Source organism: Priestia sp. JNUCC 25, from assembly GCF_053667915.1.
Window position 1 is genome coordinate 2,466,819 of the sequence record NZ_CM132211.1, and the last position, 15,500, is coordinate 2,482,318.

Here is a 15,500-nt window from a genome sequence, read left to right on the forward strand (position 1 = left end):
GATTTGACGAAAGTTTACAAATTAAATTTGCTAATGAGCGCTGTTAATTGTTCTGCCATTTGAGACAGAGATTGTGCGGAAACAGCAATTTCCTCCATTGAAGCCAGCTGTTCTTCAGTTGATGCAGCCACTTCTTCAGATGTAGCTGCATTTCCTTTAGCAAGGATCGCCATTTCACCCGCTGTACGGGCCACTTCTTCAACCGCTGCTGAAATTTGCTGAGCAGTCGCAGCAACTTCTTCTACTTGCGGAGTCGTTTCATTCATGCTGCTTAGAATTTGTTCGAATTTTTGAATAGCCGTTTGTGATATTGTTCGTCCTTCTTCAACTTTGTTTGTAACTTGCTCCATTGTATGTACAGATTCCTGAGTATCTTGTTGAATCGCTTGAATAAGCTCAGAAATTTGAGACGCGGACACTTGTGATTGTTCTGCCAGCTTTCTCACTTCCGCTGCTACAACGGAAAACCCTTTTCCATGTTCTCCAGCTCGTGCCGCTTCGATTGCAGCATTTAAGGCTAGTAAATTTGTTTGAGCAGCAATGCCGCTGATTACTTCTAAAATGGTTCCAACTTCTTTTGAACGTTGAAACAAAGTACGAATCGTTGTATTAGACAGCTCGACGGATTGAGAAATGGATTCCATTTGTTCGACCGTTTCTCTCACGGCTTTTCCGCCTTCTACAGCTTCAGACGTTGTGTGATTTGATAGCTGAGAAACAATTTCTGTACGCTTGGCAATGGTAGAAACTCCTTGGACAATCTCATCTAAAGAAGCTGCATTTTGGTCAATAACAGCCGTTTGTTTTTCCGCGCTAGAAGCCACTTCTTGTATCGCAACCGATACTTGTTCAGTCGCAGCGCTCGTTTGCTGTGAGCTGGCCGTTAGCTCTTCTGAAGAAGCAGCCACTTGTTCTGCACTCATTTCAACATTTTGAATTAATGTGCGAAGATTGTTTTGCATCTGACTAAAAGCATACCCTAACTCGCCGATTTCATCCTTTGAATTGACGATAATCGCTGTTGTTAGATCTCCTTCACTAACGCTCAGAGCCTGATTCTTAAGCTGTTTGAGCGGTTTAATAATCGATTGCAACACCGCAAAAATGGTAAGACTCCCGATTATCAGACAAGCTACAATAATAAATAGTGTTTTGTAAAAGATAGGCTGTGCTGCTTCACTAACTTCTGATGAGTACATAGTGCCTGCAACTTTCCAGCTTGTTGTTTTATTTGTAGTAAAGACCATCTTTTTTTCATCCCCGTTAAAGGTATAATCAAAAGACCCGGAGCTCTTTGCATAAAGCTTGTCAAAAAGAGAATCTGTCGCTTTTGTACCTGCTTTTTCCGTAGGGTGAACAATATATTTTCTTTCTCCATCCAAAAGAAATGGATATCCTTTTTCTCCGATTTTTACTTTGCTGACAGCTTTATTGATGCGGCTTATATCTAAATTTAAAGCAATAACCCCTGTGCCATCCGCCGTTGTTTTCGCTACAGTAATAACGGTCTGACCTGTAGAGGCTGATGGATAAGGTTCAGTGACAACTGTTTTTCCTTTGTTTTGCATGGCTAGCTTGTACCAATCTCGCTTTCTGGGATCATAGCCTGCTTGTATCACTTTTTTAGGCGATTGAATAAACTTCCCCTGCTGATTTCCTGTAAAAATGCTGACGGCTTCTGGATGAAGCGAAGCATATAAGTTAAAATCTTTGCTTAAAGTAGCCATATCTTTTTCATTGTAGCGCTCGTTGTTTACCACTGATGCAAAAAACTCTACATCATGAATTTTTGGTCCAATGGTATCGTCAATCACTGAATTAATGGACTGTACATTTTGCTGTGCTGTGTTAATAATTTGGTTTTCAATTTCATGTTTCGCCGTTATGTAAGCTGATACACCTATCGTAACAGATGGCACTAACAAGATCGCTGCAAATGCTAGCACCAGCTTTGTCTTAAAGTTATTAAGGGACCTTTTTTTTCTTACTCTCTCCATGCTATGTAGCCTCTCTCTCCGTAGTTAAAAGTGATCGTGCACTTTCTTTCTATCGGCAAGACTTCATATTCCTTTAGTCATCGAGTGTATACATAATTAACAATGGGTGTGAAAAGATAAGAGTACGATAAAAAAAGTAGGTGATTTTAATGGAAGAAAGTAAAAACAGCAAGTCTTTTTCAATGTTTGAAACAGAAAAGGTTCAGCGCGGGGAAGAAAAAGATATTTTTAATATCTATAAAGAAGGAGTAAAAATTGCAGAAGTAAGAGGAACGGATCCTCAAACTCAGCAGGTTATTCCGATGCATGACTTAAATGATTACGAAGAAAATAAGCTTCACGAATATATTGCTCATTTAGACCATACAACGTAAAAATGCTAAAACAAGAGCCCTCTCTCGTTTTAGTCCTTAGAATCATAAAAAACATGTTCAAAATGCAGCGTGTTTTTTTGTATGTACAGCAGTCCAAACGAAAATTGCTTTTCACGCCGCTTGTCAGTAGCGGAACCTGGATTAAACAACGTAATATCACCAATTTGCTTATGAACAGGAATGTGAGAGTGACCGAAAATTATTGCGTCAACTTGTTCATGTTCAAATGCCAAAAGCGCACGTTTTTCAGTCGTTTTTCCTTTGCCATAACCGTGGGTTACACCAATCGTAACGTCGTCAAACGGAAGAAGTAATGAAGATGGAAGTACTTGCTGAAGCTCTTCACTGTCTACATTTCCAATTACCCCGTGTACAGGAGCAAACACACGCAGGTCATTGTATACATCTATCGTTTGAAAGTCTCCAGTATGAATAATAGCATCAGCTGTTTTCAGTTCGGTTAGGAGTCTTTTCGGAAAATGTTTCGCTCTTTTTGGAATATGAGTGTCACCTAAAATAACAATCTTCATTTATGATACGCTCCTTTTTCATTCAATATGGTGTAGTGTAGCGTATTACGTTGGAATGAAGCAACTCTATACGGAGCGTCAGGCAAAAAATTTCTCTTTTTCGTTTAAGTTTGCGAAAATACGTTACATACTAAGTTACAGAATGGAGTTTTCAAAATGGAAGTAAAAATTAATCGAAACGCAGCAAAAGTGTTAAAAAATGCGTTGGCTAGCCCAGAAGGTCAAGGAAAAATGATTCGTGTATATGTAACTATCGACCACGGTGATCACGCGCATTATGATTGGAAATTTGATACGCCGACTGAACATGATGAAATCGTAAAAACAGATAAAGATATCGATATCATTTTAGATAAACGCGAGAAATTTTTAGAAGGCGTATGGATTCAATATTTCCACGTTCCAGAGCCTGAATTTGTGATTAGCAGCCTTCACCACGCGCATCACCATCATTAATACAAAAAACACACCTCTAAAACAGGTGTGTTTTTTCGTTTGTGTGACAAGCAAAAATTTTATTGATAAGAAGAAGAGATAAAATTTTGTTGAAGCAATAAAAATGAGCTATAGTGGAATTACAGATGAAAGAAAAGAGGTTAGCGTATGAAAGTAAGTGTGTTAGTAAGGTCTATTTTAGTTGTTATTTTATATAATTTATTCGTTCTGTACATCGGATGGAACGCTTGGATGTGGCTTCACACAATGTTTGAAGTGGAAAACAAATGGATTCTTACGGTGATCGTTGTCTTTTTTGCTTATTCCTTTATCATCAGTCGTGCGTTTCAACAAGTGAGCATATTTAAAATTGTGGGATCGTACTGGTTAGGATTTATTCAATATTCGGTGCTTTTGCTTCCTATAAGTAATCTAGCCGTATATATTCTTACTCTTCTAGGCGCTTCACTTTCTACAGCTATCGATTCAATTGGATTTTTCATGATTGCCGCTTTTTTATTCATTTTTGCTTATGGTACGTATAATGCTTACAGTCCTGTGGTAAGAAAATACACGATTTCACTTGCTAAAAAGACGAATCGGAAAAACCTTCGCATTGCTGTAGCATCTGATATGCACTTTGGCACATTGTCGGGCAAAAAACATTTGCAGCGGTTAATCACTCATGTACAAAAGATACAGCCGGATCTTATTTTACTTCCTGGAGATATTATTGACGATGATCCCCACGTATTCTTTAAAAAAGAAATGGATTCTATGATGAAACAGCTAAAAGCCCCTTTAGGCACATATGGAATTTTAGGAAACCATGAGTATTACGGCGGGAAGATCCCTCAGTTTGTGGAAAGAATGAAGGAAATGAACATTCCTATTTTAATGGATGAAGTGTTAAACATAGGTGATAGCTTGTATTTAATAGGAAGAAAAGACAAGACGGACAAAAAACGAGACAGCTTTTTCGATTTAGCGAGTGAAACGGATCGTTCCCTACCTGTCATTGCAATGGATCATCAGCCGCTTTCTTTAAAAGAAGCGGAACAAGCAGGCGTAGATTTACTTCTATGCGGTCATACTCACAGAGGGCAAATGGCACCTAATCATTTAATCACCAAGCGGTTATTTGAAATTGATTGGGGCTACAAGCAAACTAATCAACTGCATACCATTGTCTCTTCAGGATTTGGCTTTTGGGGTCCTCCGCTTCGAATCGGGAGCCGATCAGAAATTATTCAAATTGATATTTCGTTTACAAAATAGAGAAAGCCTCAAGGCTTTCTCTATTTTAATGTACGCAGCAGCTTCGGAAGCTCTGCATAAATAGCGACTACTTCATCTACTTTCATTCGAACGAGCCCGCTTGAAGACGGGGCAACAAAGTCCATTATTCCTGATACCATCGATTTCTCTTGTTTACCCCACTTTACTTGCTTGCGCCCGCTGTACTGCTGATAGACACCTTTTCCAACAAAACAAACGATTTTAGGCGTATATGTAGCTATTTTTTTCTTTAAGATTTCTCTGCCTTCTGCATATTCTTCTTTTGTAATCTCATCAGCTGCCTTTGTAGGACGCTCTACAATATTGGTTAAACCGTATCCTAGCTGGAGCAGCGAGTGATCTTCCTCCGGATGATATTTACGATCTGTCAAACCTGCTTTATGAAGAATCGTCCAGAAACGATTGGTTGGATTCGCAAAATGATGCCCCGTTTCCCCGGAACGGATGCTTGGATTAAAACCGACAAATAAAATATCTAAGTTGGGTTGTATGTGATCAAAAATAGAATTCATAGTCATACGCTCCTTACAATGTAAAAAGAAAACACCCAAATTGGATGTTTTCTTTTTACTATACCCTATTAAATACGAACTACGCGTCCGTTGAATTTTTGTTTCCAGTAGCCGCTGCTCATGTTTGCAATTGCAACACCTGTTGAGCTTTGAGCACCGATGAACTTGCCGCCTCCTACATAAATGCCAACGTGGCCGTCTTTTTTATAGGTATCGAAGAAAACAAGATCGCCAGGTTGCATTTGACTAGAAGACACTTGTGTTCCAGCATGCTTTAACGTCTCTGTACTTACAGATCCAAGAGGTCCAAGGTTAACGCCTACTTGAGAATATGCCCAGTGTACAAATGACGAGCAGTCAAATAAACCGTGGCTAATATCAGACTGGCTGCGTCCTCCGCCAAATACGTAAGCAGAGTTTCCAATCCAGCGGTTTCCTACTGTTACAACATTGCTAGCTTTTGGAGCCGGAGCGCTTGTAGGTGCCACATCATTGCTGCTTGCTTTTGGTGCTTCTGCCTTAGCAGACGATGAATCGGCTTTTTCAGCTGGTGCAGCCGCTGCTTTTTGAGCTTGCTCAGCTGCTTTCTTAGCTGCCTCTTTAGCCGCTTGTTCAGCTGCTTTTCTTGCTGCTTCTTCTGCAGCTTTTTGATCTTTAATATTTTGTTCAAGCGTAGACTGTTCATTTGCAAGAGAGCTGTCTTTTGCTTGTAGAGAAGCTTTTAGTTCTTCATTTTTTGCTTCTTTATCTTTTAGTTCTTTTGCCAGTGCATCTTTTTGTTTCTTTTGAGCTGCTAACTGGACAGTCATTTCATCCAGTTCCGCCTTCATGTCTTCTAAGCTAGCAAGCTTAGATTTAACATCCGCTTGTTTTGTTTTTAATTCGTCTTGCATATTTTTAGTTTCTTTTAAAATACCACGGTCTGCATCTACAATAGTCGAAACAGCTAGCGCGCGGTCTACAAAATCACCAAAACTTGAAGAACCAAGTAAAACTTGTAAATACTCTACGTTACCGCCGCTTTCTTGCAGGGAACGTGCACGATCTTTTAAAATATCGTTTCGCTTTTCAAGTTTTTCTTGAAGCAGCTTAATTTCTTTTTCAAGCTGCTCTACTTGTTTAGACGTTTCTTTAATATCGGCTTCTGTTTTTTGGGCTTTTTTATTATTTTCTTCTTCTGCTATTGTTAATCGCTCAAGCTGTGCTTTCATTTGATCTTGTTCTGCTTGAAGGCGTGTCAATTCATCAGAAGCTGCTTTGATGTTAGATTGCACATCTTGACGCTGGTTTTGAATTTGAGATTTTTGCGATTCCATATCTTGAATGGTAGAGGCATACGTTGGAGTTGATAAAACTCCTCCCAGGCCTAATAAAACCGTTGTGTTAAGTAAAAGCATTTTCTTTTTCAATATGAATTCCTCCGCTTTCTTGCTCTGTTAAACTAGTAATTTCTAATTATGTATCAATATGTATAAAAGTCTGACAATTTATGTAAAGTTCACTGTATTTGTCGATAAATAGCTAAATATGCTAATGAAAATCTACGAAAATTATACCACGATAAACGTTGAAAAAAAGAATAACAATATTACAATTGTATTTCAGTAGTGTAACAATTAACGCTTGTGTATACATTCATCTTTCACCTGCAAAAATACACCTTTATATCCCTGTTAAAATAAATAATCTACCGGGCTTTACACAGCACTGTTTTTAACATGATAAAATAGGCGATCAAGATTTTTTAAGCTGGTTGGATATAAGTTATTGCTAAAGAGAACGTAACAATTTTTTAACATCTACATCTGTTTTTTTACCTTTTTCTACTATTTTTACAATATTTGAAAATGATTTTCTGAAATAGTAACAAATCTATGTTTATCTGTCGTTTGCACGTGTTTAAAAAGAGAGTGATAGGTAATTATCAAACAATATTCGACAACGCTTGGATGAAGTCATACAAAAGACCTTCTCACTGTGAGGCGAGAAGGCCTTTTGTTAATCACGCTGCTGATAATAATGTTCTAAAGCTACAATTGCACTTCCCATTCTTTCTTGATCAGGAATAACAATACGATCTACTCCTTCTTCTTTTAAAGCAGCAGCGGTTACTTTTCCTACGGATACAGCTACTACAGAGCTTTTAAAGAGTTCTCGAATGTGATCAGCTTGTCCGTGTTCTCTTGCAAACGAAAATAAAAATCGGGCCTGCGGAGCGCTTGTGAAATTAACAGCATCAATTTTTCCGCTTATTAATTCGTTTATAAGCTGTTCCATGATTTCTGCTTTTGGCGGAATATGCTGATACGGTAAAATCTCTTTAAATTGGGCTTTTTGATTCGATAGAAAGTCAATCAATTTTGGTGCAGGATCTCCGTGAAGCTGAAGCGCTACATGCTTTCCTTCAAAAGAAAATGAATGAAGTGCCCTGACTAGTCCCGCTGTACTTCCATCATCATCTCGAACGGTTGGAGTAACACCGAGCTTTTTTAACATATTTACGGTTTTATACCCGCGTGCAGCAATATTAGCTGCTTTTAAAGAAGACAGAAATTCATCCGCCAGTCCTAGCTTATCTGCTGTTTTATACAAAATTTCCGTCCCGACGCCTGTCGTAAAAATAAACCAATCATAATTTCCTTTTACCAGTTCTTTAATATCTGCTTCTAAGTGTGTGTCATCTAAAAAGATTGTTCCTTGTGCAGGTCGTACAAGCGGGGTCCCGCCAAGGTTTTCAACAATTTTGCTGATTTCTTCTACTTTACGCTGACCTACGAGTGCGACTGTTTTTCCTTCTAATCGTTTCAATGGTCTACCTCCATTTTTCTATGTATGCTACTTTAATGATCCTTGATAACCGAGTTTTTCAGAAATTAGGCTCGCTGCTTCTGTTACTTTTTGAATAATGAACGGCAGTCTGTCTCCTTGAAATCTCGCTTCAATTCCCGCTACGCTAATGCCTGCAACCACTTCATTTTGATGATTTACAATCGGCGCGCTCACGGATGTTGTAAAGTTTTCTAATTCAGAGGTGCTAATGGTATACCCTTTTTCTTTTGCTTCTTTTAATACATTTCTTAGCTTCTTTTGATCTGTAATGGTTCCAATACCTATTGGAGCTAGCTCCGTTTGAGTAATATATTCCTCTTGTTCTTTTTCGGGTAAATGCGCCAAGATAATGCGTGAACAAGCTCCTGCATAAAGAGGTGAACGCCTTCCAATTGATGTATAAAGGCGCACTGGATGAAGCGTATCTACTTTTTCAATATACATAGCTTCATTCCCATCTCGTACAATTAAATTAACCGCTTCTTCTACTTCATCTCGGAGCGCTTCCATTACAGGCTTTGCGATATTTCTAATATCTAAGCGATTAGCCACTAGCTGACCAAATTGCAAGAATAAAAGTCCTAGCGAATAGTATCCTTGCTCGTCTTTTGTTAAAAATCCCATCTCTTCAAGCGAACCAACCATCCGGTGCAAAGAAGTTTTCGGAACGCCTGAATATTCCATCATTTCTGTGAAGGTCAGCTTAGGGTGCTTGATAAAAAGCGTGAGAATCTGCATGGATTTAACCACTGTTTTATTGTTAGCTTGCATAAAACCTTCTCCCTTATTTGTGCGAATACATGTATTTGATAGACGTATAGCTTACTAGCTAATGATATGTTCTTTTTATTATACATGAAGAAAAAAAGGAAAGCACTCCTTTATAAGAGCACTTTCCTTTCTTACACCGTTTCTAGTTCTTTAATTGAAATAGGGTTACTTTCTAGAAATTTGGTTGTAAAATCCCCTTCCTTAAAAGAAGGATGGTTCAGTAATTCTAAATGAAAAGGAATGGTTGTATGAATACCTATAATGATAAATTCTTCGAGCGCGCGTTTCATTCGTTGAATCGCTTCATTTCGATCTTTCCCTGTTACAATTAATTTCGCCACCATTGAATCATAAAATGGGGAAATTTCATAGCCTGGGTAAACGGCGCTGTCTACACGAACCCCGTAGCCGCCAGGAGGTAAATACATCTCGACTTTTCCAGGGGAAGGCATAAAGTTTTTAGCCGGATTTTCTGCATTGATCCGACATTCAATTGCCCATCCCTTTAACTGAATATCCTGCTGAGAAAATGATAGCGGGTAGCCTGCTGCTACTGAAATTTGTTCTTTAATTAAGTCAATGTTTGTTACAAGTTCTGTAACGGGGTGTTCAACTTGAATTCGTGTATTCATTTCCATAAAGTAAAAATGCCCGTGCTTATCTAACAGAAACTCGACTGTTCCGACACCTGTATAATCAACTGCTTTAGCTGCCGAGACCGCCGCTTTGCCCATTTTAGCACGAAGGTTTTCATCTACCGCAGGAGACGGAGCTTCTTCTACCAATTTTTGATGACGGCGTTGAATCGAACAATCTCGTTCACCTAAATGAACCACATTCCCTTCTTCATCAGCAATGATTTGAATTTCGATGTGTTTTGGCTCTTCTAGGTACTTTTCAAGATATACGCCGCCGTTTCCAAAGGCTGTTTCTGCTTCATGCTGAGCTTGACGAATGGCTTTTTCTAGCTCTTCTTCGCTATGAGCTAGACGCATTCCTTTTCCGCCACCGCCCGCTGTAGCTTTTACGATGATTGGATAGCCTATTTCTCGTGCTACTGGCATAGCAGTGCTGCTATCTTCAATCAGTCCTTCCGTGCCAGGTACAATAGGCACGCCGGCTTGTTTCATTGTATCTCGCGCTACAGCTTTTGCCCCCATTTTACGGATGGCTTCCGCTTTTGGACCAATAAAGGTAATATCATAGGATTCACACATCTCAGCAAAATCAGCATTTTCAGCTAAAAACCCATAGCCGGGATGAATAGCGTCTGCCTTGGTTACTTGCGCTACGGTAAGCAAATTACGAATGTTTAAGTAGCTTTCTTTAGAAGACGTTTTGCCAATACAAAATGACTCATCTGCTAGCTTCACGTGAAGTGCATCTTTGTCTGCTTCTGAATACACGGCCACGGTTGCAATCCCCATCTCTTTACAAGCCCGAATGATACGAACTGCAATCTCGCCGCGGTTTGCGATTAAGATCTTTTTAAACATAATGACTCCTCCTGACAGTATGTATACTTTAGCGTGATTTTACGGTAAATAAAGGCTGTCCAAACTCAACGACATCCCCGTCTTTCACAAGAATTTCAAGCACTTCTCCTTCCATTCCCGCATCGACTTCATTAAACAGCTTCATCGCTTCAATCACACATACAACATCTTTATGTTCAATGGTTTGTCCTACTTGAACAAAGGGATCGGCGTCTGCTTCTGGCTTGGCGTAAAAGGTTCCGACCATTGGTGATAAAATTTGCTTTTCATTATTGTCTGCTGCGTTTACAGACATAGAATCTTGAGGCGCTTGCTCAGTGGCAGCGGCTTTTACTTCATCTGTTTTCACTTCTGTAACAGCTGTGTCCTCTAAAGGAATTCCTGCTTTATCAATGACAACTTTTGTTCCTTCATGTTCAATATGGAGCTTTTGAATACCAGATTCATTCATTAATGAAACAACTTCTTGCAATTCACGTACGTTTATCATTTCTTGTCACTCCCGTTTTGTGTTATTTAGTTGACGCAAGGTTAACAGCAATCTTCAATTCTTGAAGCATCTGTTCTTTTTCTAAATAGATTTTTTCTGCTTCATGAAGCGAAATGTGAGAAAAGTAAATGGATTCTCCAGGCTTTACTTGAGCTAAAAGCGGTAAATCCGCTGTGATGACTTGAGCAATTTTAGGGTATCCCCCCGTGGTTTGACGGTCTGCTAACAGGATGATGGGATTTCCATCCGGCGGGACTTGAACAGAACCTTTTGAAACAGCTTCGGACAATAACTCTTTTTTTTCTTGAAGCTGAAGAGAAGGTCCATCCATTCGATAGCCCATTCGATCTGATTGATTCGATACTTTAAAAGGCTCTTTCGTAAAATGACTTTTGCTTTCAGCTGTAAATAAATCGTATTGACTGCCGTTAATAACACGGACACCGGGTTTCTTTGTAAAATGAACAAGTTCCTTATAATTTACGGACCATGAAGAAGTATATACTCCGTTTATCAGTTCATTTGAAAGAAAAGCAGGCTTTGAAACAGCAGGAACAGATAGAGGTAAAACATCGTCTGTTTGTAGTGCTCTTCCTTTGTAGCCCCCGATTTCACCTCTTAAATACGTACTTTTACTATTTAACACTTCATTAATAGCAAATCCTCCTGCTACAGATAGATAGGAACGGCACCCAGTTTTGCAAGGACCAAATGATAAAGTGCTTCCTTTTGGAATAAACAAAGGTTTCCACATCGGGACTAGCTTTCCGTTGACCGAAGGAGCTAAATCTCCTCCGGTAATTGCTACTAAACAATCACTTTCTATTTCAAGGGTAGGCCCCATTAGCGTAACTTCAAGTCCTGCTTCTTTTTCATCGTTACCAACTAGTAAATTAGCAATTCGAAGGGAATAAGAATCCATTGCACCGCTTACAATCACACCGTGCTGCTGAAACCCTCTTCTGCCTAAATCTTGAATGCTCGTTAATAACCCGGCTTTACTGACTCGCATACTCATTTCTCCCCCTCCTTTGCCTGCATTTCTTGATACTCTTCTTTAGAGATAGGCTCGAATTTTATAATATCTCCAGCCTGCAGCAAACTTGGGGGATTTTGTTCCGGCAAAAACAGTTTAATAGGCGTTTGACCAATTAACTGCCATCCTCCGGGAGTAGAAATAGGATACACTCCTGTTTGCATTCCCGCAATACCAACCGAACCGGCAGGAATAGAGGTGCGAGGAGACGGCCGGCGAGGTGTAGCAATTCTTTCAGATAATCCTCCTAGAAATGGAAATCCAGGAGCAAACCCAATCATGTACGCTAAGTATTCACCTTCAGAATGAATACTAATTACCTCTTCAGTTGTTAAGTTATGGTGACGAGCGACATATTCAAGGTCAGGTCCATACTCGCCTCCGTAGCAAACTGGAATGGAAACCGTACGATGGTCTAATTCTTTTTCTGTCTGTTCGTTTTCTAGTTTACTTTGAACGATAGAAGACACTACTTCAAAAGGAGAAACAAATTCCTTCTTCTGCTTTTTTCCCACGGCTGCTACAACTTCAAGAGGGTTATAGAAAATTGTAAGATTTGTAAATGCCGGCACGCATTCGATAAACCCAGGGAATGGATTTAATTCTATCGAATCTTTACACGTTTTAATTTGTTTATGAATATCGTACTGAATACTATCTCCAAACGTTATAACAAGCGCTGAGTCGCCAAGCGGAGAAATAACAGCCGACGCTTTTGTTACGGTTTGATTCATACCTACACCTCTTTCTTTTATAAAACACCTAGTTTTTCATCTCGAATATCTGTGATAAACATATGCCCGGGAGCATGTGTAATCATAATAGAAGGTTTTGTTGCCATTGCTACTGCTTGAGGAGTTACACCACAAGCCCAAAATACGGGCACTTCCCCTTCCTTAATCGAAACAGCATCACCAAAATCCGGAGAGTGCAGGTCTTGGATCCCTATTGCAGCCGGATCTCCAATGTGAACAGGCCCCCCGTGCACAGCTGGAAAACGTGAAGTTACTTGGGCTGCCCGCACTACGTCTTGCTGAGGAATTGGACGCATACTAACTACCGTCGAGCCGTGGAATATTCCCGCTTCAGCGCATGAAATATTTGTTTTATACATAGGAACATTACAGTTTTCTTCAATGTGACGAACAGGTATGTCGTTGTTTAAAAGCGCGTGTTCAAATGTAAAGCTGCAGCCGATAAGAAAAGCAACCATATCTTCTGTCCAGTAATCTGTGATATCGGTTACTTCTTTTACTAGTTCCCCATTTTCATAGATTCGATACTTTGGAATGTCTGTACGAATATCTCCGGATGGAGCTGCAAATTTTGGCACCGGAGATCCAACGTCTGTGACATCTAAAAGAGGACACGATTTAGGGTTACGCTGACAGAACAATAGAAAGTCAAAAGCTTGTTGCTTTGGTAAAATAGCTAAATTAGCTTGAGCATAGCCGTTTGCCATGCCTGCTGTTGGTTGAATAAGCTGATTGTTACGGATTTGCTGACGAAGTTCAGCTGGAGTTAGCTGTGAAAGGGTTGTCATGTTTCTATCTCCCATCATTGCCCGCACGCAACTTACGTGCGGGCACATTGTTTTATTTAAATAATTGAGGAAGTTGATCTATTAACGTATAGCCGCCCATTAAAGCCATTACAATAACGACAAGTACACCAGAAATGGTAAGCCATAAAGGATGTTTATACTCGCCAACGATGCTTTTTTTGTAAGCAGCAACCAGTAACGTCCCAAGAGCGATCGGCAGAATTAATCCATTGATTGCTCCAACTAAAAGAAGAACTTTTACAGGTTTTCCAATTAAGACAAACGACAGAGTTGAAATAATAATAAATCCAATAATAATCCAGTTTGAGTTTTTATTAAGTTTTTCACTAAACGTTTGAATAAACGAAACGGATGTATAAGCAGCTCCTACCACAGACGTAATAGCGGCAGACCACATAACAATACCAAAGATTTTATAACCGACGTTTCCCGCTGCGAGCTGAAACACGGATGCCGGAGGATTGGCTGGGTCAATTTGTAAACCTTTAGACACAACGCCAAGTACAGCTAAAAACAACGCGATTCGCATAACAGAAGTGATGAGAATTCCTGTTACAGAACTTTTTGTTACTTGAGGTAAAGAATCGATGCCTTTTACGCCGGCATCTAAAAGACGATGTCCGCCAGCAAAGGTGATATAACCACCGACTGTTCCTCCAACAAGCGTAACGATCGCAATAATGTCAATTTTGTCAGGAGCAAAAGTTTTCACTACAGCTTCTCCAACGGGAGGTGAAGTGGTAGCAGCTACGTATAGCATGAGCCCAATCATGACAAAACCTGCAATTTGCGTGAAGCGATCCATTGCTTTTCCAGCTTCTTTTACAACGAAGATTAGCACGGCAATAACTGCACTAATCGCAGCGCCGGCTGTTGGAGAAATACCCGTAATCGCATTTAATCCAAGCCCGGCACCGGCAATATTTCCAATATTGAAAGCAAGTCCTCCAATAACAATTAAAATAGCGAGCACGTATCCTAATCCAGGAAATACCATGTTGGCGATTTCTTGTCCGCGTTTTTCAGAAACAGCAATAATTCTCCATACGTTGGTTTGAGCAAAGATATCAAGAATAATTGAAATTAAAATAACGAATCCGAAGCTTGCAGCTAAATTTTGTGTAAATACAGTAGTTTGAGTTAAAAAGCCTGGTCCAATAGCCGATGTGGCCATTAAAAAAGCGGCTCCAAGCATTAACGTCCAGTTTACTTTAGGCGCAGCCGAAAGTTTTTGCTGAGGTGTTGATTTTTTAATTGGCTCCAATATCATCTTCCTCCTGATTGTATGTAGTTTTTATTTTGAAATAGCCTTAACTACCACTTCTGATGCTCGTAAAGAACGGTTGACATGACGGGCAAATTCAAGTGCGTGAGCTCCGTCTCCATGGATGCAAATCGTATCTGCCTGCAATTCTACATCCTTGCCCTGCTGAGATTTTACCTTCCCTTCTTTCACCATTGTAATAACTTGAGAAACAGCTTCGTCATCATTTTCAATTAAAGCATTTGGTTCTGTGCGAGCAGTGAGAGAACCGTCTAACTGATAGGTACGGTCTGCAAATACTTCGTTAGCCGTTTTTAAACCAATTCTGTTACCTGCTTGAATCAGCTCACTTCCAGATAACCCAAACAAAATCAGCTCAGGATTTACGTTGTAAACAGCTTTTGCTATTGCTTCAGACAACGCTTTGTTTTTAGCAGCCATGTTATATAGTGCACCGTGAGGTTTTACATGCTGCATCGATAACCCTTCCGCTTGCAAAAAACCGTTTAATGCCCCAATTTGATAAACCACGATATCGTAGGCTTCTTGAGGCGAAATATTCATGTTTCTGCGTCCAAAACCGATAAGGTCCTGCAGACCAGGATGAGCCCCAATTTGCACTTTTTTTTCAGCGGCCAATTTCACCGTTTTTCTCATGACGCTCGGATCCCCTGCATGAAATCCACAGGCTACGTTCACAGACGTCACGTGCTCTAAAATGGCTTCATCATTGCCAATACGATAAGCACCAAAGCTTTCACCTAAATCACAGTTTAAATCTACTTTACTCAATGCATTCTTCCCCCTTAACCCTTTTAATGTAAGCGTAATCATTTGCAGATAGTAAATAAAATTCAAGCTTTATTATCTGCATCAATACTTTAAGTTCCGTTTTTCGGAACT

The 15,500-nt window shown here is 39.7% G+C and carries 16 protein-coding genes; 3 read left to right on the forward strand and 13 right to left on the reverse strand.

Annotated features, from left to right (window positions below; all coding sequences use genetic code 11):
- Window positions 1–14 precede the first annotated feature (14 nt).
- Window positions 15–1,997, reverse strand: coding sequence for a methyl-accepting chemotaxis protein (locus tag JNUCC25_RS12530; protein ID WP_098287536.1), 1,983 nt, complete (start codon window positions 1,995–1,997; stop codon window positions 15–17).
- A 149-nt stretch (window positions 1,998–2,146) separates the two neighbouring features.
- Between JNUCC25_RS12530 and JNUCC25_RS12535 the strand changes: the two genes are divergently transcribed.
- Complete coding sequence (locus JNUCC25_RS12535; protein WP_014459961.1) at window positions 2,147–2,371, forward strand: hypothetical protein; 225 nt, start codon at window positions 2,147–2,149, stop codon at window positions 2,369–2,371.
- Between the two features lie 29 nt (window positions 2,372–2,400).
- Here JNUCC25_RS12535 and JNUCC25_RS12540 read toward each other — a convergent pair whose 3' ends face one another.
- Complete coding sequence (locus tag JNUCC25_RS12540) at window positions 2,401–2,901, reverse strand: metallophosphoesterase family protein (protein WP_064471714.1); 501 nt, start codon at window positions 2,899–2,901, stop codon at window positions 2,401–2,403.
- Window positions 2,902–3,057: 156 nt separating this feature from the next.
- Between JNUCC25_RS12540 and JNUCC25_RS12545 the strand changes: the two genes are divergently transcribed.
- Window positions 3,058–3,357 carry a hypothetical protein gene (locus tag JNUCC25_RS12545; protein WP_013057177.1) on the forward strand — a complete coding sequence of 100 codons (300 nt, stop codon included), beginning with the start codon at window positions 3,058–3,060 and terminating at the stop codon, window positions 3,355–3,357.
- A 147-nt stretch (window positions 3,358–3,504) separates the two neighbouring features.
- Window positions 3,505–4,614: a metallophosphoesterase gene (locus tag JNUCC25_RS12550; RefSeq protein WP_013057178.1), complete on the forward strand. Its 1,110-nt coding sequence runs from the start codon at window positions 3,505–3,507 to the stop codon at window positions 4,612–4,614.
- 20 nt (window positions 4,615–4,634) lie between these two features.
- Here the strand turns inward: JNUCC25_RS12550 and mug are convergent, their stop codons facing one another.
- The 11 genes from mug to pxpA all read right to left on the reverse strand — a co-directional run bounded on the left by mug (window position 4,635) and on the right by pxpA (window position 15,389).
- A complete protein-coding gene (mug, locus tag JNUCC25_RS12555) occupies window positions 4,635–5,147 on the reverse strand; it encodes a G/U mismatch-specific DNA glycosylase (RefSeq protein WP_013057179.1) in 513 nt (170 codons plus the stop codon).
- Window positions 5,148–5,215: 68 nt separating this feature from the next.
- Window positions 5,216–6,556: a coiled-coil domain-containing protein gene (locus JNUCC25_RS12560; protein ID WP_057273232.1), complete on the reverse strand. Its 1,341-nt coding sequence runs from the start codon at window positions 6,554–6,556 to the stop codon at window positions 5,216–5,218.
- 589 nt (window positions 6,557–7,145) lie between these two features.
- Window positions 7,146–7,955: a uroporphyrinogen-III synthase gene (locus JNUCC25_RS12565; protein ID WP_029321939.1), complete on the reverse strand. Its 810-nt coding sequence runs from the start codon at window positions 7,953–7,955 to the stop codon at window positions 7,146–7,148.
- A gap of 27 nt (window positions 7,956–7,982) precedes the next feature.
- Window positions 7,983–8,747, reverse strand: a complete 765-nt coding sequence (locus JNUCC25_RS12570) for an IclR family transcriptional regulator (RefSeq protein ID WP_013057182.1) — start codon at window positions 8,745–8,747, stop codon at window positions 7,983–7,985.
- A gap of 131 nt (window positions 8,748–8,878) precedes the next feature.
- Complete coding sequence (accC, locus tag JNUCC25_RS12575) at window positions 8,879–10,243, reverse strand: acetyl-CoA carboxylase biotin carboxylase subunit (RefSeq protein WP_029321941.1); 1,365 nt, start codon at window positions 10,241–10,243, stop codon at window positions 8,879–8,881.
- Window positions 10,244–10,271: 28 nt separating this feature from the next.
- Window positions 10,272–10,733 (reverse strand): acetyl-CoA carboxylase biotin carboxyl carrier protein, encoded by a 462-nt coding sequence (accB, locus tag JNUCC25_RS12580; protein WP_013057184.1) that lies wholly within the window; start codon window positions 10,731–10,733, stop codon window positions 10,272–10,274.
- Between the two features lie 22 nt (window positions 10,734–10,755).
- Window positions 10,756–11,751, reverse strand: coding sequence for a 5-oxoprolinase subunit C family protein (locus JNUCC25_RS12585; RefSeq protein ID WP_029321946.1), 996 nt, complete (start codon window positions 11,749–11,751; stop codon window positions 10,756–10,758).
- Window positions 11,748–12,503, reverse strand: a complete 756-nt coding sequence (gene pxpB, locus JNUCC25_RS12590; protein WP_029321948.1) for a 5-oxoprolinase subunit PxpB — start codon at window positions 12,501–12,503, stop codon at window positions 11,748–11,750. The genes JNUCC25_RS12585 and pxpB overlap by 4 nt, the downstream gene beginning before the upstream one ends.
- 17 nt (window positions 12,504–12,520) lie before the next feature.
- The gene (locus JNUCC25_RS12595) at window positions 12,521–13,312 is read right to left on the reverse strand and encodes a putative hydro-lyase (protein ID WP_013057187.1); all 792 of its coding nucleotides are present in this window, start codon (window positions 13,310–13,312) and stop codon (window positions 12,521–12,523) included.
- Between the two features lie 52 nt (window positions 13,313–13,364).
- Window positions 13,365–14,603, reverse strand: a complete 1,239-nt coding sequence (locus tag JNUCC25_RS12600; protein ID WP_035438981.1) for an NRAMP family divalent metal transporter — start codon at window positions 14,601–14,603, stop codon at window positions 13,365–13,367.
- Window positions 14,604–14,627: 24 nt separating this feature from the next.
- Entirely contained in the window at window positions 14,628–15,389 is a 762-nt protein-coding gene (gene pxpA, locus JNUCC25_RS12605) for a 5-oxoprolinase subunit PxpA (protein WP_029321953.1), read from the reverse strand.
- Window positions 15,390–15,500: the final 111 nt, after the last annotated feature.